Origin of the sequence: Photobacterium sanguinicancri, assembly GCF_002265265.1 — a bacterium.
Classification (GTDB): domain Bacteria; phylum Pseudomonadota; class Gammaproteobacteria; order Enterobacterales; family Vibrionaceae; genus Photobacterium; species Photobacterium sanguinicancri.
Genome location: NZ_NOIF01000051.1, coordinates 1 through 20,488, shown reverse-complemented (window position 1 = coordinate 20,488; position 20,488 = coordinate 1). Strand labels below are relative to the sequence as shown.

Genomic DNA, 20,488 nt, shown 5'->3' with positions numbered 1-20,488 from the left:
TATATACAGCACATAAAATTAAAGCGTGATATATCAGTTACCACTGATTTATCACGCTTTTTTTGCTGAATAACAACAATTATTTATACGAAAAACCAATTACCTACACAGGAAAAGTATAAGAATATTAAGGGTTTTCGCTTGAAATTATTGCTCTTCCTCATGCATGTAACGGCCAATTTCTTCACGATTGTTATACCAAATAACACCGCTGTCTCGGCCGTATTTTTTGATTCTTTCCGCGACTAATTCATGCTGATGATTGTCACAGATCGCTTTCAAATCACGGTAGAACTCAAGTGCAAGTTCACACGCTTCTTGGCTCATGAAGTAATAACCGCCTACGCGGGTATAAATCTTACGTAAGCCATTAATCGTTAATACATATAGTGTATTACCCGACTTAGCTGCCATACCTTGGAATAAAAGGTAGTCATAGTAGTTGAAAGCACGTGCACGACAAATCGCTTCACACAGTTCAGGTTGATCTTTGCCGTACTTATCTGTGATTTTCTTCACTTCACTCAACAACTGAATTTTCGCTTCGTTGTCTTCGATGTAGGCAGTAAAAGATTCAGCTGCTAGCAATGATTCACATGAGTGAATGATTGAATCAATTAGCTCACTTGATTCTTCGCTATTGCCTTTCACTGCATAACGCATGAAGACACTACTTATGTCGGTACGAGCAGAAAGCAAATCAGTTAGTACACGTTGTACATCTTGCCCGTCTAGCGTCACAAGTGTATCAAGAATACTTAAGCCCGATGTGTCCATAAAATTATTTACACGGGTTGGTTTACCGTGTTGGATGGTTAACCAACCATCACGCGCTAGTCGTTGTAATACTTCTCGTAACGTGGTGCGCGTTACACCAATAAGTTCCGAAAGCTCACGTTCAGCAGGCAGGATTGAACCTTGAGGAAAGTGATTATTCCAGATACTTTCAATGATGTATTTCTCAGCAAATGTTGCTGGACTATCAGCCTTTATAACCATTTAATTCTTTTTCCAATCGCTTCTTGCTTATACTTATAAACTCATCATACCACCAGAAAAGGATATGACGAAATTTGCCAGAATGCTCAATCTTATTTTACTTTTAACACAAGCAAAAATTTGACGTAACGCAAATTATATTGAAAGTAATAAATGTAAATTGCAGGGCTGGAATTCTGGCACATCAGAACTCCCGTTTTGGAATGAAATTGCAGTAAAATAAAGTTGTTCATCACACACAACTTGACTGATCCAGATCAAACTGTACAGTTAGCACCGAAAGAACTGGGAGCTGAATGGAAGCTGCTGCCTGCTTTAAGTTAAACACCATATATAATGATGTTTAGCTTAGAGGGTCTCACTAGAATATTTAACCACTCATCAATGGTTGATCCTTCTCTCTTGACTATAAAGGCATGACAGCTGCCAGATCATGTATACCTTTTAGGTTCTATCTATTTAACCTTGGTATCCTTCTGGGTATTTTTATTAGTTTGCGTTTATAACAAGAGACCTGATACATGGCTATTTCGCTGGGAAACGCCTTCGTTAAGAATTTTTTAGGCAAAGCACCTGATTGGTATAAAGTGGCGATCATTTCGTTTCTAATCATCAACCCAATCGTATTTTTTGTAATCGACCCTTTTACTGCTGGCTGGTTACTCGTTGTTGAGTTTATTTTCACGCTAGCAATGGCGTTGAAGTGTTACCCGCTACAACCCGGTGGTTTATTGGCGATAGAAGCTGTCGCCATTGGCATGACCAGCCCCGAACAAGTGAAACATGAACTTGTGGCTAATATTGAAGTGTTATTACTCTTGGTCTTTATGGTCGCTGGTATCTACTTCATGAAGCAGCTTCTGCTTTTCATTTTCACCAAAATACTGATTGGCATTCGTTCTAAAATCCTACTTTCACTGTCTTTTTGTATCATGGCGGCTTTTCTCTCTGCCTTCCTTGATGCGCTGACCGTTATTGCCGTTGTAATCAGTGTTACCGTGGGCTTCTACAGCATTTATCACAAAGTTGCCTCGGGACAAGAACCCCAAGCGGCCCATGACCACACGACAGATAGCAATATTCATGAAGTAAGTCGTGATGACTTAGAAAACTACCGTGCTTTCCTGCGTAGCTTACTAATGCATGCCGGTGTAGGTACAGCGCTAGGTGGCGTAATGACCATGGTGGGTGAGCCTCAAAACTTGATCATTGCTGATCAAGCTGGCTGGCTTTTCGGTGAATTTATTCTACGTATGGCCCCAGTAACCATTCCTGTGTTTTTCTGCGGAATGTTAACTTGTGTGTTAGTCGAAAAATTCCACCTTTGTGGTTACGGTGCCGCACTGCCTGAAAACGTTCGTAAGATTCTGGTTGATTTTGATAACGAAGAACGTAAAAGCCGTACCAATCTAGATTACTCAAAACTGATCGTTCAAGCGATCATCGCGGTATGGTTAATCGTAGGCTTGGCAATGCACTTAGCCGCTGTGGGCTTAATCGGTTTAACCGTTATCATTTTCGCGACTTCGTTTACTGGTATTACTGAAGAGCATGCGCTTGGTAAAGCCTTTGAAGAAGCATTGCCGTTTACGGCGCTGTTAGCCGTGTTCTTCTCTGTCGTTGCCGTTATTATCGATCAGCAGCTATTCACGCCAATCATTACTTGGGTATTAAGCTTAGAAGGTAGTGCGCAGCTAACCATGTTCTATGTGGCCAATGGTCTGCTGTCGATGGTATCTGATAACGTATTTGTGGGTACGGTTTACATTAACGAAGTTAAATCTGCACTACTTCATGGTGTAATCTCACGCGACCAATTCGATATGCTGGCTGTGGCGATTAATACAGGTACTAACTTACCATCAGTTGCAACGCCCAATGGTCAAGCCGCTTTCTTATTTGTTCTAACGTCAGCACTTGCACCATTAATTCGCCTGTCTTACGGTCGCATGGTGTACATGGCACTGCCATACACTATCGTACTAACTCTCGTCGGCTTAGCGGGGATTGAATTCATGCTAGTGCCAATGACGGAATGGTTCTACGATATGGGCTGGTTAGTTCACAACACAGCTGAAGCCGTATCAACAATTGCACCGGCTGCTGGACATTAATTGAATTTTACGTCAATTTAGTGGTCTGACTACCAACAAAGCCCTGATTTGTCAGGGCTTTGTTATATTATATCTATCCAACTGACCTATACGCCAATGCGTTTATTACGCTGGCATATGAACTAATTGAAGAGACGATTCAATGCAATTTTTATATTCATTCTCTAAACGTCGCTCATCGTGGCTATTACTGCTGGCATTTATAGTCTTTTTTGAAGGAAGTGCGCTTTTCTTTCAGCACGGAATGAAGCTACCGCCATGTGTAATGTGTATCTACGAACGTGTCGCTATGTTTGGTATAGCTATTGCGGCACTGATTGGCTTAACTGCCCCTCATAACCCGATTATCCGTTGGTTGGGCCTAGCGGGCTGGGGCTATAGTGCTTATGAAGGTCTTATGCTGTCGATCAAGCATGTCGATTATCAACTAAACCCATCGCCATTCAACACTTGTGATCTTTTCGTTCAATTCCCAAGCTGGGCACCATTAAACCAATGGATACCTGGTGTATTTGAAGCTTACGGTGACTGTGGAAAAGTCGTGTGGATGTTCATGGGCCAAACGATGCCGCAATGGTTAGTTATTATCTTTGCGGCAAACTTAGTCGCACTTGCGATTATCGTTATCGCACAGCTTGTTGGTTTCAAAGCAAAAAAAGAAGCATAACCACCTGTGATAAACTCTGCGGTAATAAACCACTAAAAATCAAAAAGGCGTTCACTGTGAAGTGAACGCCTTTTCATTACATGAGGCTATTATGCTTGCGCGATCAGTGCATCAACAATAGGGTAATCCGCTGGGCATAAGGTGTACTCTTTGATGTGTGATTTAGCCACCCATACCATGGCTTGATGGCTATAAAGTACACACTCTCCCGACAACCAGTGACTGATGTAACCTTTTAACTCAATGATCTTATCACCATAGTCAAATACGCTATCAGCCAGCCAAGTGCCTGTTTGAGTTTGAATCGCCAACTCTTCAATAAGCTCACGCTCAAGTGCTTGCTCTGGTGTTTCATTATGTTCCACTTTACCGCCTGGAAACTCCCACAACCCGCCTTGGCTCGCACTATCAAACCGTTGTGCTAATAAATACAGCCCATCTTTTTCTATTACACCTGCTACCACGGTGATACATGGCTTTTCATTCGTCGCCATAACAAATTACTTACCGCAGCACTGCTTGAATTTCTTACCACTGCCACACAGACAAGGATCATTACGGCCGATATTCTTATATGGGTTCACGGCAACAGCGCCAGTCCCGATTTGCAGTTCATCAGCAGCCATCACGACTTCTGTTAGCATTATTTCAAGTTGCGGATATAAAGCCGAAGGTGCAGGCATATTATTAATACCAGCCGCTTCCATCTGTGCCAGCGTCTCTTCTTCATTCATCGCTAACATCAACGTTGTGATCAACGCCGACAACATGTTCATTGTACCGCCAGCTAACGTCTGCTCAGACCATGCCGGTTCAATATGTGGCCATACGGATAGAAAGCCCTCAGCAAAATGCGCCAAGCTTTCGCTTACCCCCTCCGCTTCGCTCCAGCAAACTTCAGCAGGTAAGTCATACTCTCCGGCTTTAATATGACGGTATTGCAGCTCAAAATGGTTTAACACCGCCACTTTGTGCTCATCAGACATAGCAACGCCAAGATCCGCTGTATCACCTTCTAGCAGAACAGGAAGCCACACCTCTGGCTCCAAAGGCTTAGGGTTTGCATTCGCGGCTAATAGTGCGCCTTCAATAAATGCTGCAGGCATGCCTTCCCAATCAGTAGGAAGCGTCATTAATGTCATCATGGAGTAATCCGATTAATCAAACTGTAGTTTAACGCGGATTATACAGCACTCATCATTCGCTGCCAGTTACCTAAAAGCGAAACGACTTTTAAGATAGGTCAATAAAATTGAATCTTTTTATGTAAAAGTGTTGAAACAAAACATAATTAGAGGCAAAACTACGCATTAGTAAATATGCTGACAAGGTAAAGGACACGAATAATGCAGGGAAAAGTGCACGCAGTGATTGCAGGAGCCAGTGGTTTAGTTGGTGATGAATTACTTCATCAGTTACTGGCGCATGATGACATTGCCACCGTATATTCAATTGCTCGTAGAGAGTTACCGTTCCGTAGTAAAAAGCTAGTGCAAGTCATCCACCCTGAATTGCGAGTGACCGAATGGGAAGCGTCAGCCCCCACTCCTCAAATCGGTTTTATTTGTTTAGGTACCACCCGAAAACTGGCAGGATCTAACGCTGCCTTAAAAGCCGTTGACTTTCAATTAGTCAAAGACGTGGCCTCTACCATGAAGATGCTTGGGGTAAACCATATCATTGTTGTCTCAAGCTTATTTGCCCATCCTTTGTCACCTTCCCATTACTTACGTTGCAAAGGCAAGATGGAACGTGCAGTCAAAAGTATGGGGTTTGAACATTGCACCTTTGTTCGCCCTGGCCCATTGAAAGGCGAACGCTCTAAACCTCGTAAAGATGAGGCTTTTATTCAAGGGCTTTTCGATACTCTTCACCCTTTAATGGCAGGCCCTTTCGCGAACCTCACCCCTATTCCTGCGGATCAAGTCGCAAAGATCATGCTGACCCATGCGCTCAATCCCGCAAATGAATCATCACCAACCACCATAGTTGCTGGAAAAGATCTCTTCGCCTAGATGACATTGCTCGCATTCCCCACTACAATCACGCCCCTTCAATAGGTGGGATGAAAAAATAGTCATGCGAGTAATATTAGGGCCGATGGAAGGCGTCTTGGATCATTTGATGCGCGAGATGCTTACCGAAATCAACGATTATGATTTATGCGTGACAGAGTTCATTCGCATAGTCGACCAGTTATTACCTAATAGTGTCTACCACCGCTTTTGCCCTGAACTGCGCCAAGGTGGTAAAACGCAAGCTGGAACGCCAGTTCGTATTCAGTTACTTGGCCAAGACCCACATTGGATGGCAGAGAACGCCTATCGCGCCCATCAGTTAGGGTCTGCTGGCGTAGACATCAATTTCGGTTGCCCTGCAAAATCGGTGAATAAAAGCCGTGGTGGTGCTGTACTGCTGAAAGATCCAGAACAAATTTATCAAATCGTAAAATCAGTACGTGAAGCCGTTCATCCCACAAAGCCTGTGACAGCGAAAGTACGCTTGGGTTGGGATGATCCTAACCACTGCTTTGAAATTGCCGATGCTGTTCAACAAGCAGGTGCAGATGAAATTGCCATTCACGCACGAACTAAAATCGATGGTTACAAAGCAGACACAATCAAGTGGGATTATATTGGGCAGCTACGCCAACGCTTACGCATGCCGATTATCGCCAATGGTGAAGTGTGGAATTACCAAGATGGGCAACGCTGCATAGAAGCAACCCAAACCGATGCGTTAATGGTTTGCCGTGGTGCCCTAAACCTGCCTAACTTATGTAATGTCGTTAAACATAATCATGCACATATGCCATGGCCTGATGTTTTAGCACTACTACTCAAATATTCAGAGTATGAGATCAAGGGCGACAAAGGGCTATATTATCCGAACCGTGTCAAACAATGGTTCGCTTACCTACGCCACGAATACCCACAAGCTAAAGAGCTGTTCGTTGATATTCGTAGCCTGAATAAAACAGCGCCGATTATCGAGATCTTACAACGAGCACATGACAGCGAACTGCATCAGTAATCAGACTAATCATCTGGGTAATTAAAGTGAAGCGTCTCAAGGTGCAATCCAGCACTTTGATTATCCAGAGAGTGTTCGCAATTATACCTATAGCTATAATCGTCCCATAAGATATGGTCTAAGCTCTCGGTCTCATTAAGATTTGACGGCTTGGTGCGAATAGCTGTTTTGGTTTCGTTCATAATCATACCTGCCTGTAATGACGATGAAGGTGCTTCTATTATTTATAGACCAAAATGGTTTATATAAATATTGAAGTAACCGTACAGATCTAAAAAACCCAGCATCAAGCTGGGTTTTAGTCTTTAGCCAAGGCTAAACTAACGATTAGGATGGTTTAAGATGTGGTCTTCCCAATCAATCACATCGATCTCATAAACCACTTGATCGCGAACTGATTCACGTGCTTTATGCATTGCATCTTTAGAACCTGTGATCAGTGGGTGCCATTCAGGCAGAGGCTTACCTTCCGCTAACATGCGGTAAGCACAGGTTTCAGGTAACCAGACAAATTCGTCAATGCGATCACGTGTCAGCTTTAAGCACTCTTCACCGGATTCAAAACGGTTTGGATAGTCTTTACATGAACACGTTTTATCATCAAGCAAGCTACAAGCTACATTGGTGTAATAAATCTCATCGGTAGCATCGTCGATAAGCTTATGTAAACAGCATTTTCCGCAGCCGTCACACAGCGATTCCCACTCATCGTCTGTCATATCACGTAAATCTTTTTGCTGCCAAAACTGCGTCATACTCACCACCTTTATCTTGTGACTCCCCGCTCGATCAAGCAAAGAAGGCGGTGTTATAGCGAGCCACAGCACAAAGTGCAAGCTTTAGCCGCCAGCAAGATAACAATTCACTATGGAATAATAATCACTCTTATCTAATCGGTAAATATACGGCTTTTTTTGACCGTTTATAGCAAGAGTGATAACGTTCGCGTCCATTTTGAGCTGTGTGCTCATACGAACCACATGTAAGAGTATAGGTAGAGTTATGGAATGTCGTTTAGGCTGCGGAGCATGCTGTATCGCCCCTAGCATTTCGTCCCCCATTCCAGGAATGCCAAATGGTAAGCCTGCGGGAACACGCTGTGTACAGTTAAATGAAGAGAATTTATGTAAGCTCTTTGGGAAACCAGAACGCCCTAAAGTGTGTCATCACTTTAAAGCGTGTCCTGATCTTTGTGGTACAACTAACCAGCAAGCATTGGATAATATTACAGAGCTAGAAAGCATAACTTGAGTCTCACTAGCGTATCACGACGCTAACTCAATAGTCAGAGTAACAATGCTTGCTGGGTGATGAAACGTCGCTTACGACGCCATTTTCCCCGTTAAAATGCGTAGTGCTGATTTTGCATGCTCTACCGCCTGATGGCCTGAGAATGTTAGGTAACCACCATCTTCTTGAGTAACTAATCCTTTTGCGTATAGGCGCTTCGCTGCATCAACCAACTCAGGCGTAGCATCTGTACGTACTTTGATCCCTTCTAAATCACTGTGCATTGGAAATTTAACTAACAGGTTTAGTTCAGCGACAAGTTCATTGTTGTATGGCATAGGTACCTCATTATCTATATTTAGTGCTGCATTAATACTAGCGGCTAGCCATAATAAAAATAGGTGATGAGATCATATCTCTGCCACTCTATATCGCGAATAAAGCGACATAGCTCAAAGATCGCAAAATGAAAAAAAACCGCCCTAAAAGAGCGGTCTTAATATTGAATGTTTTTTCAACAGTTTATGCTTGAATACCCACAATTAACCAAGGTGCATTTTGAGCCTTTAAATCACGCTCCAAATGCCATACATCGGTAATATCTTCTTCAACGCCTTCATTACTGTCTTTGTAACGGCCAGAGAATTGAATACTTAGCTGCGCCATGTTGGCATCATAATCAGCACGAACAAGTTCAGCATCCACATACATCACTTCTGTATGTTGCTCGCCTTCTTGTTTCGCACGTTCGCCAGAAAGGTCTGCAAAAAGTGCAGGTGAAACATATTCACGAATTTTTTCTAGCTCGTTATGGTTCCAAGCTCCTTGAATAACACGGTAGTGATCACGAGAACCACTCAAGAATGCATTCATATTGAAGTTTGGCGGCAAGTTAAATGGTACATCACTGTCTGTTGAAGCATAACCATGGTTAGGCTGTGCACTTGATGCATTGTTTGCTTGCGAAGCTTGACGATGTTGAGGTTTTTGCTGCTGTGGGGAATTCCCCGCATAAGCTTCACGATGCCCCATAGGGGTCGATTTTGCGCCACGCATTGTCTTAAAGAGTTTGAAAATGACAAACGCAATCAAGCCAATAATCAAAATATCCATAAACTGGATACCATCAAAAGCGCCACCGAAGAATGCAGCTAGTAAACCACCAGCAAGCAGACCGCCCATTAAACCGCCCATCAAGCCTTTTTTACCAGACTGAGCAGCTGGATTCGCATTTTGTTTACCAATTGAATCCGTTTGTTGCGGCTGTTGTTTTTTCGCAGGTGCTGTTTTAAAGCTCTTACCGAAAGATTTACCGCCACCAAATTTCTTTGCATCTGCATGTGGTGCAACAAAGGTTACCGACACAATAAGAGCAAAAAGTGTGAAAAAGCGTTTCATCAAAAATACCTTTGCCAAAATAAGCTCCCAGCATCGTAGCTGTAAGTGCTGGAAAGTCAATCACACAGGTATCTCAAAATGTTACCGTTTCGTTTATATCCCCTATTTCAACACTTTTTAAGCAAATTAGACTTTATTAGCCTTCATGGTAATGCTAATACTTAAGCTATAAGGGTTGTCATAATGAACGACCACACATACGGTGAACACAAGATGCAAGACACGCATAGTAAAGTAATTGGCTACCTCTTATGGATTTTTGGTTTTACAGGTGCGCACCGTTTTTATTACGGCAAACCCGTTACAGGCACCATCTGGTTTTTAACCTTGGGACTTTTTGGCATCGGTTGGCTAATTGATTTGTTTCTTATTCCGTCGATGGATCGTGAAGCAGATATGCGTTTTCGCGCGGGCGATGTCGATTACAACGTAGCTTGGCTATTACTGACATTCCTTGGCTTTTTGGGTGTACACCGCATGTATATGGGCAAGTGGATCACAGGCATCCTGTATCTATGTACGTTTGGCTTTTTCTTGATTGGGATATTGGTCGATTTTTGGACGTTGAATGATCAAGTGTCAGTCGAAAACAGTCAGAAAAGCCACGCTTAGCTCGTCATTAATTTGACACTCTAGTGCCTATCTATCCTAGAGTGAGAGAGGGTTCACAACATGTTTTGTAATGAAAAACGACGCTTCAATACACCTTGACCAAAGGTGTATGTAAGGATTAAAATATCGAACATCGTTCTATATTGTGCAGCTATAATTCAGTTTTCTAGGTGAGGGCTTACCAATGAAATGTAGCTGAATTAAAATTATTATATTCAAAGAGACAACTTTAATGGCAAGACGAAATGACCACACTCGTGAAGAGTTGGTAAGTATGACACTGGAGCAAGTGAAGCTATTTTTAAGTGAGCACCCACATCACGAACTTAGCCTTCGCAAAGTTGCCGCAATGATTGGCTATGTACCAAGTACGCTAGTCAACGTTTTTGGTAACTACAACCTTTTGCTACTTCACTCTGTTGCCCAAACTCTTGATGAATTATTTGCTGAAGCTGCTGTGCAAATGGATAGCGCAACGTCTTCAGAAGATGCACTACGTAAACTAGCGTACAGCTACTTAAATTTTGCCTCTAAAAACCCATACCGTTGGCAGCTTATTTTCCAACATACGATGAATGGTGAGCAGTTACCTGACTGGCAATCTGATCGTATCAACAATATGACAGGCATGCTTGAAAAGCTAATCCGTGATATCAACCCAACCAATAGCGATGAATCTATTCTTGAAGCAAGTCGCGTTATTTGGGCTGGTGTGCATGGTATTACTCTACTGTCAGTAGACGATAAATTATTTACCTCTACACCCGTTAATGGCAAAGCTCTGATCGATAATTTGCTCAATACTTATTTAGCCGCTTGGCAACAATAAGCGGAGCAAACAATGAGTAACAAGCCTCAGTCACGGCTACTAACAAAACAACGTTTTTTACCGTACTTTCTGACTCAGGCGCTAGGGGCATTCAACGATAACGTGTATAAAAACGTGTTATTGATTTTGATTGCCTTTTCAGCACCTGGTGCACTTCCTTTCAGTTCAGACTTAGCAATTAACCTTGCTGCAGGTCTGTTCATTTTGCCATTTTTCTTGTTTTCAGCTTCAGCGGGTGTTTTAGCCGATAAATACGATAAAGCACAAATCATGCGCGTTGTGAAATTTGCTGAAATAATCATCATGTCTCTAGCGGCTGTTGCTTTCTTATTCAAGAGTTACTTGCTGTTACTGGTGCTGTTGTTCCTTATGGGCACACAGTCGACATTTTTTGGTCCTGCAAAATACGCACTACTGCCGCAACACTTAAAGAAAGAAGAGTTAGTCTCTGGCAACGCATTAGTTGAAACAGGTACATTCGTCGCTATTTTGCTCGGTACTTTACTGGCGGGCATTATTGCGAACCAAGAGCAAGCACCACTTATTGCTGCAATTAGCGTCGTGAGCTTTGCCGTTATGGGTTACCTGACATCACGTTGGATCCCTGAAGCAAAACCAAGCACACCAGATATCGCTTTTAAATGGCAACCTTGGCGTCAAACTCGCCATACGTTGAAGCTGGCTCGCCAAGATAAAACTGTTTTTCAGTGTGTGATTGGCATTAGCTGGTTCTGGTTTTTAGGCGCTTGTTATTTAACGCAGTTCCCGAACTTTGCTAAACAGTACCTAGGTGGTAATGCTGCATCTGTTTCTTTCTTACTCGCACTATTTTCCATTGGTATCGCCATTGGTTCGTTACTTTGTGACCGCTTGTCGAATCATAGAATTGAGCCTGGTATCGTCCCACTAGGTAGTTTGGGAATCACGATTTTCACCGCTGACCTCATGTTTGCCACGCCAGCGACAATTGCTACTGCTGATTCATTCTTAGCATTTGTGACGAACCCTGAATTACTTCGTGTGTTCATTTCGCTAACCATGCTAGGTGTATCAGGTGGTATTTTTATCGTGCCCTTGTATGCCATGATGCAAAACCGAGCAAAACCTGAAGAACGAGCTCAGATCATTGCCGCAAACAATATCTGGAATGCCTTGTTCATGGTGATGAGCGCAGTTACTGCGATTGTTTGCCTATCGATATTAGATATGGGGATCCCGCAGTTTTTCTTCATGCTGGCGATGATGAACTTGGTGGCAGTCTGTTATATTTACTGCCAAGTACCCAATTTCTTTTGGCGTTTCATGGTGTGGATTGTCACTCACACTATGTACCGCGTTAAGCCTAAGAATTTAGCCAATATTCCTGAAACAGGAGGCGTACTGATTGTTTGTAATCACGTCACTTACATGGATGCGCTGATATTAGCAGGTGCGACGCCACGTCCAATTCGCTTTTTAATGGATGAGGATATTTACAGTCTACCGCTTGTTAAAAGGTTCTGTGATGCCTGTAATGTCATTCCCATTAATGCCGAAGATCGCCGCTCTGTTGCCATTGCGTTGAACCAAGCGAGTGAGCGTTTAAATCGTGGTGATGTGGTATGTATATTCCCTGAAGGCCAACTCACTTACACTGGTGAGATGGGGCCCTTCCTGCGTGGAATTGATGTTGTGCTAAAACGTACCAACCCATCCGTTAAAGTGGTTCCCATTGCATTACAAGGCCTATGGGGAAGTTACTTTAGTCGCGAAGGTGGTAAGGCCATACTGAAAATACCAAAACGATTTTGGTCAAAAGTCACTGTTGTTGCCGGTGACTCCATGTCGACAAGTAATGCCAATAGCCAACTACTGCATGATCAAGTATCACAGCTGCGTGACAACCTTGGTTAATATTAATTGGTTAATGCAGATTGCTTAAATAGATCGTGGCAACTCTGCGAGAGCAGTGGAAACAAAAAATCGCCCGCCACTTGGCTTACCTAGAAAACACAAACAAGAAAGGCGCTATCATAGCGCCTTTCTTGTCTCTGCCTGACACCTATCATTTTATAGCAATGTCTCTAACCATTGCTTTAGCTGTAAACGTGATACCTTAATACCTCGCCCACGAAGGTGTTCAGGGAAAGTAAAGTAGCTTACAGGCCTTTTAAAACTTGTTACCTGTTCTGCCATAAACAGCTCTAACTCAGCCACTAGGCCAACATCTAGCGGTAATGCCGTTGTTATAATAGCAATGGGGCGCTGACCATATTCATCGTCTTCACGCGGCAAGACAAACGCTTGTTCGATTTTAGGGTGAGTTAACAGCACCTTCTCTATCGCCTCGGGCTGTATATTTTCGCCACCAGAGATAAACATGTTGTCCGCACGGCCAAGAATAAACAGTTCATCATTTTGCCATTCACCCAGATCGCCAGTACTAAACCATGCATTGTCTGTAGCAGGAAAAATCATTTGATTACGGTAATAGCCTAAACATAAGCTCGCACCACGCACAAAGATCTCACCCTCTTTAACCAGCAACTCTCGATGCGGGATCACATGCCCAACCCCACTACTTACATCGGCACGTTTCACTGTTACTGTCGATGCCATTTCAGTCATGCCGTAACCACACCAGCAAGCAATACCCGCTAGCTCCGCCTGCTCTGTCAACGTAGGTGGGATCACCGCACCACCGAGTAACACTTCCTTTAGCTGATGCTGGGCAGTATCCGTTAACGTCACGGTAAGTAAACGTTGCAACTGCGTCGGAACAAGCGATGCGTGGGTAACTTGCTGCAGCTCTTCCGAGAAATCTGATGCTTTAGGGATCACAATACAAGCGCCGCGGTACAGCCAACGCCATACAATGGCCATGCCTGAAACATGAAATAAAGGCAGCGATAATAACCATGAATCATCTGCAGTGAAATTCATCAGGCTCAGCAATCCATCTGCACTCGCCAAATGCTGCTCTGCCGTGTGTACAACCGCTTTAGGTAACCCAGTCGAACCAGATGTTAACGTATAAGTCACAGCACGTGATGGTTGCCAAGTTACAGGTACGAGGCGGGGCTGAATAGCGGGTAACAAACGTAATATTTGGCCAGTATTCACCAAAGCTGGTGTTTGCTCTTGCAACGACGGAAGAAAAGTCGATTTCGGAGGTAGCCAAATAGCTTGTGGTTTTAGTTCATCAAGAATGTCATTTAACTCAACATCTGAGAATCTTGGATTCAAACCAACATAACGTGCCCCGATCCTGATCGTTGCTAAAAACAACCAGACCAACTGCACCGAATTAGGCGCAATCGCTGCGACTAACTGGTCACGCTTTACACCTTGTTCGATTAAGCCTTGTGCGTACTCTTCGATACGCTCGGACACTTCATGCCAGCTAAAGCTTTGTTCTCCAAACGACAAAGCGGCCGCTGACGGCCGCTCTGTTGCCCAATGTTGCCAGGGCCATGTGGAGAAGTGTGTTGTTACTTCTGCCATACCACCTCGAGTGCTGAAAGAGGTATCACCGGTAAATCACAATCCGGCCATACCGACTCTAATTGTGCTTTAAATAATTGCATGGTATCTAATCCTGGGATCACCGCTGGCGTTTGCCATTGCGATAAACGCGCAAGTTGGTTTAGACCTAGGCTTGATTCCATGCTCGAACTAATTATCGCGGTCAAACCAACGGCATGAGCTTGTTCAACTAACGAGATACAACGAGCAACAGAACCAACAAGCGTTGGTTTAATCACAATCGCAACCACGCCGTCTTCAGCTTTAACTTCAAAGCCTTCATCACGTACGGTTTCATCCCACGCAATGCTAATGCCGGTTTCTTTCGCAAATGCCAAACTATCAGCTGGCGTCATGCAGGGTTCTTCAAGGAAAGCGATACCAGCGCGATGCTCTGGTTTTACATATTTCGCAAACTGCTGAGCTTTGATTGGCGTCCATTTGCGGTTCGCATCTAAACGCAGTTTTACATCAGGAATCGCTTCAATAAACATGTTTGCTACGATGCCATCACGCACCGCTTCATACATACCTACTTTAATTTTAGCTATTTTTTCACCCGGCATTTGGTTTAGTTGTTCAACCAAGTCATCAGGGTCACCAGAACACAGTGGCGCAACTAAATAATTACCTTCCGCTGGAAGTCCATCTGCCAACTCTAATTCAGCCACGCTTAAACCAAACGCAACAGATGGGTAGGTATCATTCAAGTCAAATGCAGCATCTTCGCTTGCAATCCAGCTTTCAAGTTGCTGTTGGGCTTGCTCACCCGCTTGTGCCGCGGTTTCATTGCTAAATTCAGGTAAAGGGGCAATCTCACCAAAAGCCACTTTGTCACCATCACGTAATTCAACAACCCAACCTTCACGAGTCACTAAACGCTGAGAGCGTAAAATCACCCCTGAATCCATAGGTAGCTCATAACGATATAATTTTGCACTTCTCATATCGGCAGCCTTATGGGTTACGTTTGAACTTGCTGAAGTCTGGACGACGCTTCTCATTAAATGAGTTACGACCTTCTTGGCCTTCTTCTGTCATATAGAACATCATGGTTGCGTTACCCGCAAGCTCTTGAAGACCCGCTTGACCATCACAGTCTGCGTTTAGCGCCGATTTCAAGCAACGTAATGCCATTGGGCTATGTTGTAGTGTTTCACGACACCAGCGAACAGTTTCACGCTCAAGTTCTGCATAAGGAACAACGTGGTTTACTAAGCCCATATCCAATGCTTCTTGTGCATCGTAGAAACGGCAAAGGAACCAAATTTCGCGCGCTTTTTTCTGGCCCACGATACGAGCCATGTAAGATGCACCCCAACCGCCATCAAATGAACCGACTTTAGGGCCAGTTTGACCGAACTGCGCGTTATCAGCAGCAATCGTTAAATCACACATCATGTGTAAGACATGACCACCGCCAACAGCGTAACCCGCCACTGCTGCAATCACAGGCTTAGGGCAAGTACGAATTTGGCGTTGAAAATCCAATACGTTTAGGTGGTGAGTGCCGTCACTGTCACGGTAACCGCCGTAATCGCCACGGATCTTCTGATCACCGCCAGAACAGAATGCATCTTCACCCTGACCAGTCAGTACAATCACACCTACATTTTCATCGTAACGTGCGTTTGCTAGTGCATCGATCATTTCTTTGACCGTTTGCGGACGAAATGCATTACGTACTTGTGGGCGGTTGATGGTGATTTTTGCGATACCATCCGCTGATTTTTCAAAAAGAATATCTTCGTAACCTTCAGAGCAATCAGCCCATTCAGCCGGTGCATACAATTCTTCTTCTGTCAGACCTACAGTTCTAGCCATGATGTTTTCCTAATCTTTTTTAACTGCGTTGTGAAAGTGAAAGCACTCAACAACGTTTAACAAACTCTTGGACGCACTCACTAAACGCATAAGGTCGCTCAATGTGTACATTATGCCCCGCACCTGCCACAGCAATATTTTCTATTGCTGATGCTTGTGCCAAGCGTTTAAATTTTTCATCGTGCTCACCGTAAATATAACAGTGAGGCACTGTGAGCTTTTGTAGCTCAGGCAATAACTCGGGTTGCTTTGATAACGACGTCGCCATCATCATACTTGCAATATCAGCACCAAGGTTATCACTGCGTTTTGTGATCAAACCTTGTCTTTGGTCATGATCCAGTGATGAAAATACCGCTTGCTGATACCAATCGGTTAAAACCTGATGCATCGGCTCATGAGCGAAACGATGCGCCCATTTTTCATCATTTGCAAATCTTGTAGCACGTTCTGTCTGCGGTAACCCAAAATGGCCACCTTCAATCACCAAGCCTTTGAGTTTTGGTTGATTGTTAAACGCTGATTCAGCGCTATTCACGACAACTGTTTGCTTATTTGTAAAGTCATCTACCGCATGGTACATGGCTAAACGAGCACCCAGCGAGTAACCAATCAAAACGTAATCCTTGATCCCACGATGAGCTAACGTGCGTTTTATCGCAGTATTTGCCTGTGGGAAATCAGCCACAGAAACACAATGGCTCTGGCCATGCCCCGGTAAATCAAGGGTAATACAGTGAAAAGATGATGCTAAAGAATCAACTACAACACGCCAATCTTGACCGCTTCCCAATAGCCCATGCAGAAAGACCAAGGTAGGTTTACTCTGCAACAAGGCTAGGTCATTGGGGTAATAACTCTCAGAGTAGAGAGGCATTTTTCACCTCAGCAAAAAGGGCTTTTAAGGCTTCGCCAGCTTCACCTGCGGGCGTTTTCACTTCAATTAACGTCGTCCCTGTATGTGCTAAACCTTGACGAACCGCATCTTCAGTTTGCGATAAGCTTTGCGGACAAACATAGTTCAAGCCAAACATTGCAGCCGCATGCTGAAAATTAAGCCCATGTGGCATGCGGTAGAAGTCATCACGCTGATCGCTGGGAACAGGCAGCAAATCAAAAATCCCACCGCCATCATTATTCGTCACTATCACCACCATAGGTGTCGATGGTGCACGCAATAACGCCAGTGAGTTCAAATCATAAAGCAAAGACGTATCACCCAAAAGCGCAATTAACGGCACTTGTCGTGCGCGTTGTATGCCCGCAGCCGTTGCAATCAAACCATCAATACCCGATGCTCCACGATTAGCAAAGGTAACCGCAGTAGGCAAGCTGCCACACATATCAAGTAAACGAACAATAAGGCTATTACCCAAAAACCATTCAGTTTCTACATTGACCCAGCAAGGCAAGTGGTAAGCAAGGCTTAACTCGCTAAGCTGATCAGTCTGCGACTGTAATAACCCTTGATACTCGGAATTCGCACTCTCTAGCGCCTTCCCCCACCCTCTATAAGCAGGTTGTTCCGCGATCTCAGCGAAGCGCAGCAACGCCTGTTCAGCCCATTGTAGACAATTAGCTTGAATGCGCACCCCACGACGGTGAGAAGCATCTAACCGACCAGTAGAAGCATCGACTAGCCAATAATGAGACCAAGTGTTCGCCGCTATAAATTGGCCCAATCGCTTCGAAACAAGACGAGCTCCAAATTGCAGCAAGGTATCGGCTTGCGAAATAAGCTGCTGACACGCTTCATTTTGCAACCATACATCAAAACCTTGGTATGCCGAGCTTCCACCACTTTGGGGATCAGCCAATAATGGCCACCCTAACTGCTCCGCTAAAGCTTCAACCGCTGAAAACGCATGAGGCGATAACTTACCCGCAATAATAACGCCGCGGCCATGATGGATTTCAGCCCATTGCTGGGGGTCGATAGCAGGCAAAGCCGATGACGTCCCTAACTGAAAGGTCAGATAAGGCATCTTGTCTAGTTGCCACTCAGCAACTGGCGCAAGGTACTCGTTAAATGCGTGAAGTTCGCCGTATAAAGGCTCGGGATAATGGCAATTGAAATGCACAGCGCCACCAAGTAGTACTTGTTGATGCATGGCTTCATCTAACGTTGTTAATAACCATGCCGCAGGCACATCAAGGCTGGGAGAAGGAATGTCGTGATAAGCGGTAACATGAGAGGAGAAAATCCCCGCTTGGACAATCGCTTGATTCGCCCCACAAGCGATCAATTCTGCGGGACGGTCAGAAGTCAGTAAAACCAACTTTTCACCCGTTAGGCCCGCCTCTGCAACAGCAGGTAATAAGTTCGCGACAGCCGTTCCTGAAGTCACGATAACAGCAACGGGTAAGTCATTGGCTTTCGCTAACCCAAGTGCTAAGAAGCCTAAACCACGCTCATCAAAATGTGTGTGGATAGTCAGATTCGGGTGATTTGCCGCCGCTAGTGTTAGTGGTGTTGAGCGAGATCCTGGTGCAATACAAACATCTCGAACACCTAAACGGCTTAGCTCTTCAAGCATCAAGTCAGCCCAACATTGATTAAGGGCTGCTCGGTAGGTAGTTGAAGGCATTAAAGGTTGCGTCATGCCGACTGGCGCTCCATTTCCGTTTCATTGCTATTTAGCAAGCTACACAGCGTCGACGTTTTGCGATCCAGCTCTTTCCATTCACTGTCTGCGGTTGACCCCGGAACAATACCCGCGCCAGCAAATAAGTGAATTTCCTCTCCCATGATCAAAGCGCTGCGAATAGCGACACAGAATTCACTGCGTTGACGGCTTAAGAAGCCAACTGCACCGCTATACCAACCACGAGCAAACGGCTCATGTGTGGAAATAAAATCTAACGCTTTATCACGTGGCAAGCCTGCAATAGCTGCGGTCGGTTGCAAGTTATCTAATAGATCAGCGTTATAAATTTGGTCTTTTAACTGACCTCCAATACGACGCTTTAAGTGCTGCACTTTTCGTAGACGTACCAGCTCTGGGGTTTTAGCCACATCAAGATCATGACAACAGGTATTTAAGCGACTGACAATGTCATCAACCACTAACCGATTTTCATAGCGGTTTTTACTGTCATCGAGCAACCACTGCGCCAAGCGACCATCTTCCGCTTCATTAGCACCGCGCCCTATCGTGCCCGCCAAAGCCTCGGTTTTAATATCGAGGTGGTGGCGCATAAACAATCGCTCTGGTGTTGAACCAATAAAACAATGCTTAGCATCAAGGGCCATCATAAAATGGAAGCTATTGGTATTACTGCTTCGGCTCGCTTTCAGTAACTGTGCAGGGGAAACTGGCGTATCTAATTTAAGCGTGGTACGGCGGGCCAATACGACTTTTTCAAATACTTTTTGTGAAATAGCATCTAAGGCATCACCAATCATGTTTGACCAGCCCGTAAAATCAGGCGCATGAGTGCGACCAATCACATTCGAGCGAATTTGGCTAATCGGTGGTGTCGAATTGGTTAGTTTATTCAGGGCTGCGATCAACTGCTCTCGCACTGTCGAACCTTCAGATAAATTCACCGCCAAATGCCAGCTGTTATCCATACGGATCACTTCACATTGCGGTAAAAAGAAAAATGAAGATAAACAACGACGATTACGATCCGTGCGACCATCAAATGAACGCCCTCCCCACACGCGTTGATCGTCAGCTAAGATTTTCTCGGCGACCAAGGGGTCTGTAAATGTCTTGATTTGACCAAGAGCCACCACTTCTTCACGGCTATCTCGCGATTGCCAATAAAACTTTGGAAAAAGAGGCTGGGCATCCATCCAGTCAATAAGATCAGTGTTTGTCGGTAAATTCATCTTTACCATCAAACGCTGAGTTGATTTTGAAGCGTGTTGAATCTTTTGGATTAATTGCTCAACAGCAGTTTGTAACGCGGTCAAGGTAACCTCACTCAGCTCTCTAGCACCTTCCGGCTCATCCCTGGCTGATTGTTAGTGCGCCTATCACTGGACACAAATTCTACCTTCGCTATACCAGAATTTTATGCCAATACAAAAAGCATTCGCACAGTAAATAGGTATAACCATAAATTAGTACGTCATTCTATCGCACTAATCCCAATCTGACTAATAAAGTCATTACTCAACATGAGTTTTCATATCTGATCATAAACCGTCATCCCCTACCCCAGTTTATTCTCGCGTTGAAATCGCACAAAAAGACCAGTTGATATCACTGGCTAAAACAGAATTTAATAACAGAAAAAACTATTTTGCCTGATTATTTTCTGCAAGGT

At 44.2% G+C, this 20,488-nt stretch carries 20 protein-coding genes; 8 read left to right on the top strand and 12 right to left on the bottom strand.

From position 1 onward, the window contains the following. Positions 1-147: 147 nt before the first annotated feature. Positions 148-999 carry a fatty acid metabolism transcriptional regulator FadR gene (gene fadR, locus ASV53_RS10080; protein ID WP_062690976.1) on the bottom strand — a complete coding sequence of 284 codons (852 nt, stop codon included), beginning with the start codon at positions 997-999 and terminating at the stop codon, positions 148-150. Between the two features lie 521 nt (positions 1,000-1,520). On the opposite strand from fadR, the gene nhaB reads away from it, so the two are divergent. Together nhaB and dsbB are read left to right on the top strand one after the other, a co-directional pair. Then, positions 1,521-3,113, top strand: a complete 1,593-nt coding sequence (gene nhaB, locus ASV53_RS10075) for a Na(+)/H(+) antiporter NhaB (RefSeq protein ID WP_094956998.1) — start codon at positions 1,521-1,523, stop codon at positions 3,111-3,113. Between the two features lie 142 nt (positions 3,114-3,255). Further along, the gene (dsbB, locus tag ASV53_RS10070) at positions 3,256-3,780 is read left to right on the top strand and encodes a disulfide bond formation protein DsbB (protein WP_094956997.1); all 525 of its coding nucleotides are present in this window, start codon (positions 3,256-3,258) and stop codon (positions 3,778-3,780) included. Positions 3,781-3,869: 89 nt separating this feature from the next. Here the strand turns inward: dsbB and ASV53_RS10065 are convergent, their stop codons facing one another. Further along, complete coding sequence (locus tag ASV53_RS10065) at positions 3,870-4,274, bottom strand: (deoxy)nucleoside triphosphate pyrophosphohydrolase (protein ID WP_094956996.1); 405 nt, start codon at positions 4,272-4,274, stop codon at positions 3,870-3,872. Between the two features lie 6 nt (positions 4,275-4,280). Further along, positions 4,281-4,925, bottom strand: a complete 645-nt coding sequence (locus ASV53_RS10060) for a YecA family protein (protein ID WP_094956995.1) — start codon at positions 4,923-4,925, stop codon at positions 4,281-4,283. Positions 4,926-5,126: 201 nt separating this feature from the next. Here ASV53_RS10060 and ASV53_RS10055 point away from each other — a divergent pair, with 201 nt between their 5' ends. Together ASV53_RS10055 and dusC are read left to right on the top strand one after the other, a co-directional pair. Beyond that, a complete protein-coding gene (locus ASV53_RS10055) occupies positions 5,127-5,795 on the top strand; it encodes an NAD(P)H-binding protein (protein WP_094956994.1) in 669 nt (222 codons plus the stop codon). Positions 5,796-5,859: 64 nt separating this feature from the next. Beyond that, the gene (gene dusC, locus ASV53_RS10050) at positions 5,860-6,813 is read left to right on the top strand and encodes a tRNA dihydrouridine(16) synthase DusC (protein WP_062690972.1); all 954 of its coding nucleotides are present in this window, start codon (positions 5,860-5,862) and stop codon (positions 6,811-6,813) included. A 320-nt stretch (positions 6,814-7,133) separates the two neighbouring features. Here the strand turns inward: dusC and ASV53_RS10045 are convergent, their stop codons facing one another. After that, entirely contained in the window at positions 7,134-7,568 is a 435-nt protein-coding gene (locus ASV53_RS10045; protein ID WP_062690971.1) for a YcgN family cysteine cluster protein, read from the bottom strand. Between the two features lie 247 nt (positions 7,569-7,815). Here ASV53_RS10045 and ASV53_RS10040 point away from each other — a divergent pair, with 247 nt between their 5' ends. Continuing rightward, positions 7,816-8,064, top strand: coding sequence for a YkgJ family cysteine cluster protein (locus ASV53_RS10040; protein ID WP_062690970.1), 249 nt, complete (start codon positions 7,816-7,818; stop codon positions 8,062-8,064). Between the two features lie 71 nt (positions 8,065-8,135). On the opposite strand, the gene ASV53_RS10035 is transcribed toward ASV53_RS10040, so the two are convergent. Beyond that, on the bottom strand, positions 8,136-8,381 hold the full coding sequence (locus tag ASV53_RS10035) for a TIGR02647 family protein (RefSeq protein WP_062690969.1): 246 nt from the start codon (positions 8,379-8,381) through the stop codon (positions 8,136-8,138). Positions 8,382-8,565: 184 nt separating this feature from the next. Beyond that, positions 8,566-9,441 (bottom strand): Tim44 domain-containing protein, encoded by an 876-nt coding sequence (locus ASV53_RS10030; protein ID WP_062690968.1) that lies wholly within the window; start codon positions 9,439-9,441, stop codon positions 8,566-8,568. 213 nt (positions 9,442-9,654) lie between these two features. Here ASV53_RS10030 and ASV53_RS10025 point away from each other — a divergent pair, with 213 nt between their 5' ends. From ASV53_RS10025 to ASV53_RS10015, 3 genes are all read left to right on the top strand, one after another. Beyond that, positions 9,655-10,053, top strand: a complete 399-nt coding sequence (locus ASV53_RS10025; protein ID WP_062691018.1) for an NINE protein — start codon at positions 9,655-9,657, stop codon at positions 10,051-10,053. Between the two features lie 232 nt (positions 10,054-10,285). Next, positions 10,286-10,882 (top strand): TetR/AcrR family transcriptional regulator, encoded by a 597-nt coding sequence (locus ASV53_RS10020; RefSeq protein WP_062690967.1) that lies wholly within the window; start codon positions 10,286-10,288, stop codon positions 10,880-10,882. A 12-nt stretch (positions 10,883-10,894) separates the two neighbouring features. Then, entirely contained in the window at positions 10,895-12,775 is a 1,881-nt protein-coding gene (locus ASV53_RS10015; RefSeq protein ID WP_094956993.1) for an MFS transporter, read from the top strand. A gap of 156 nt (positions 12,776-12,931) precedes the next feature. Here ASV53_RS10015 and menE read toward each other — a convergent pair whose 3' ends face one another. The 6 genes from menE to ASV53_RS09985 are packed head-to-tail and all read right to left on the bottom strand — an operon-like array spanning position 12,932 to position 20,132. Beyond that, positions 12,932-14,365 (bottom strand): o-succinylbenzoate--CoA ligase, encoded by a 1,434-nt coding sequence (gene menE / locus ASV53_RS10010; RefSeq protein ID WP_094956992.1) that lies wholly within the window; start codon positions 14,363-14,365, stop codon positions 12,932-12,934. Beyond that, on the bottom strand, positions 14,353-15,333 hold the full coding sequence (gene menC / locus ASV53_RS10005) for an o-succinylbenzoate synthase (protein ID WP_094956991.1): 981 nt from the start codon (positions 15,331-15,333) through the stop codon (positions 14,353-14,355). The genes menE and menC overlap by 13 nt, the downstream gene beginning before the upstream one ends. A gap of 10 nt (positions 15,334-15,343) precedes the next feature. Further along, positions 15,344-16,210, bottom strand: a complete 867-nt coding sequence (gene menB, locus ASV53_RS10000; RefSeq protein WP_062690963.1) for a 1,4-dihydroxy-2-naphthoyl-CoA synthase — start codon at positions 16,208-16,210, stop codon at positions 15,344-15,346. 46 nt (positions 16,211-16,256) lie between these two features. After that, positions 16,257-17,087, bottom strand: coding sequence for a 2-succinyl-6-hydroxy-2,4-cyclohexadiene-1-carboxylate synthase (menH, locus tag ASV53_RS09995; RefSeq protein WP_094956990.1), 831 nt, complete (start codon positions 17,085-17,087; stop codon positions 16,257-16,259). Continuing rightward, positions 17,071-18,813 carry a 2-succinyl-5-enolpyruvyl-6-hydroxy-3-cyclohexene-1-carboxylic-acid synthase gene (gene menD / locus ASV53_RS09990; protein WP_094956989.1) on the bottom strand — a complete coding sequence of 581 codons (1,743 nt, stop codon included), beginning with the start codon at positions 18,811-18,813 and terminating at the stop codon, positions 17,071-17,073. The genes menH and menD overlap by 17 nt, the downstream gene beginning before the upstream one ends. After that, positions 18,810-20,132, bottom strand: a complete 1,323-nt coding sequence (locus tag ASV53_RS09985) for an isochorismate synthase (protein ID WP_094956988.1) — start codon at positions 20,130-20,132, stop codon at positions 18,810-18,812. Before ASV53_RS09985 ends, menD begins: the two co-directional genes overlap by 4 nt. Positions 20,133-20,488 lie beyond the last annotated feature (356 nt).

What these genes read in the sequence shown, in the direction of transcription:
- ASV53_RS10060 (WP_094956995.1), bottom strand. Translation starts at nt 4,925, where the DNA reads ATGATGACATTAATGACGCTTCCTACTGATTGGGAAGGCATGCCTGCA.
- nhaB (WP_094956998.1), top strand. Translation starts at nt 1,521, where the DNA reads ATGGCTATTTCGCTGGGAAACGCCTTCGTTAAGAATTTTTTAGGCAAA.
- menD (WP_094956989.1), bottom strand. Translation starts at nt 18,813, where the DNA reads ATGACGCAACCTTTAATGCCTTCAACTACCTACCGAGCAGCCCTTAAT.
- ASV53_RS10025 (WP_062691018.1), top strand. Translation starts at nt 9,655, where the DNA reads ATGCAAGACACGCATAGTAAAGTAATTGGCTACCTCTTATGGATTTTT.
- dsbB (WP_094956997.1), top strand. Translation starts at nt 3,256, where the DNA reads ATGCAATTTTTATATTCATTCTCTAAACGTCGCTCATCGTGGCTATTA.
- menE (WP_094956992.1), bottom strand. Translation starts at nt 14,365, where the DNA reads ATGGCAGAAGTAACAACACACTTCTCCACATGGCCCTGGCAACATTGG.
- ASV53_RS10035 (WP_062690969.1), bottom strand. Translation starts at nt 8,381, where the DNA reads ATGCCATACAACAATGAACTTGTCGCTGAACTAAACCTGTTAGTTAAA.
- fadR (WP_062690976.1), bottom strand. Translation starts at nt 999, where the DNA reads ATGGTTATAAAGGCTGATAGTCCAGCAACATTTGCTGAGAAATACATC.
- ASV53_RS10040 (WP_062690970.1), top strand. Translation starts at nt 7,816, where the DNA reads ATGGAATGTCGTTTAGGCTGCGGAGCATGCTGTATCGCCCCTAGCATT.
- ASV53_RS10045 (WP_062690971.1), bottom strand. Translation starts at nt 7,568, where the DNA reads ATGACGCAGTTTTGGCAGCAAAAAGATTTACGTGATATGACAGACGAT.
- menC (WP_094956991.1), bottom strand. Translation starts at nt 15,333, where the DNA reads ATGAGAAGTGCAAAATTATATCGTTATGAGCTACCTATGGATTCAGGG.
- dusC (WP_062690972.1), top strand. Translation starts at nt 5,860, where the DNA reads ATGCGAGTAATATTAGGGCCGATGGAAGGCGTCTTGGATCATTTGATG.
- ASV53_RS10015 (WP_094956993.1), top strand. Translation starts at nt 10,895, where the DNA reads ATGAGTAACAAGCCTCAGTCACGGCTACTAACAAAACAACGTTTTTTA.
- ASV53_RS10055 (WP_094956994.1), top strand. Translation starts at nt 5,127, where the DNA reads ATGCAGGGAAAAGTGCACGCAGTGATTGCAGGAGCCAGTGGTTTAGTT.
- menB (WP_062690963.1), bottom strand. Translation starts at nt 16,210, where the DNA reads ATGGCTAGAACTGTAGGTCTGACAGAAGAAGAATTGTATGCACCGGCT.
- ASV53_RS10030 (WP_062690968.1), bottom strand. Translation starts at nt 9,441, where the DNA reads ATGAAACGCTTTTTCACACTTTTTGCTCTTATTGTGTCGGTAACCTTT.
- ASV53_RS10065 (WP_094956996.1), bottom strand. Translation starts at nt 4,274, where the DNA reads ATGGCGACGAATGAAAAGCCATGTATCACCGTGGTAGCAGGTGTAATA.
- menH (WP_094956990.1), bottom strand. Translation starts at nt 17,087, where the DNA reads ATGCCTCTCTACTCTGAGAGTTATTACCCCAATGACCTAGCCTTGTTG.
- ASV53_RS10020 (WP_062690967.1), top strand. Translation starts at nt 10,286, where the DNA reads ATGGCAAGACGAAATGACCACACTCGTGAAGAGTTGGTAAGTATGACA.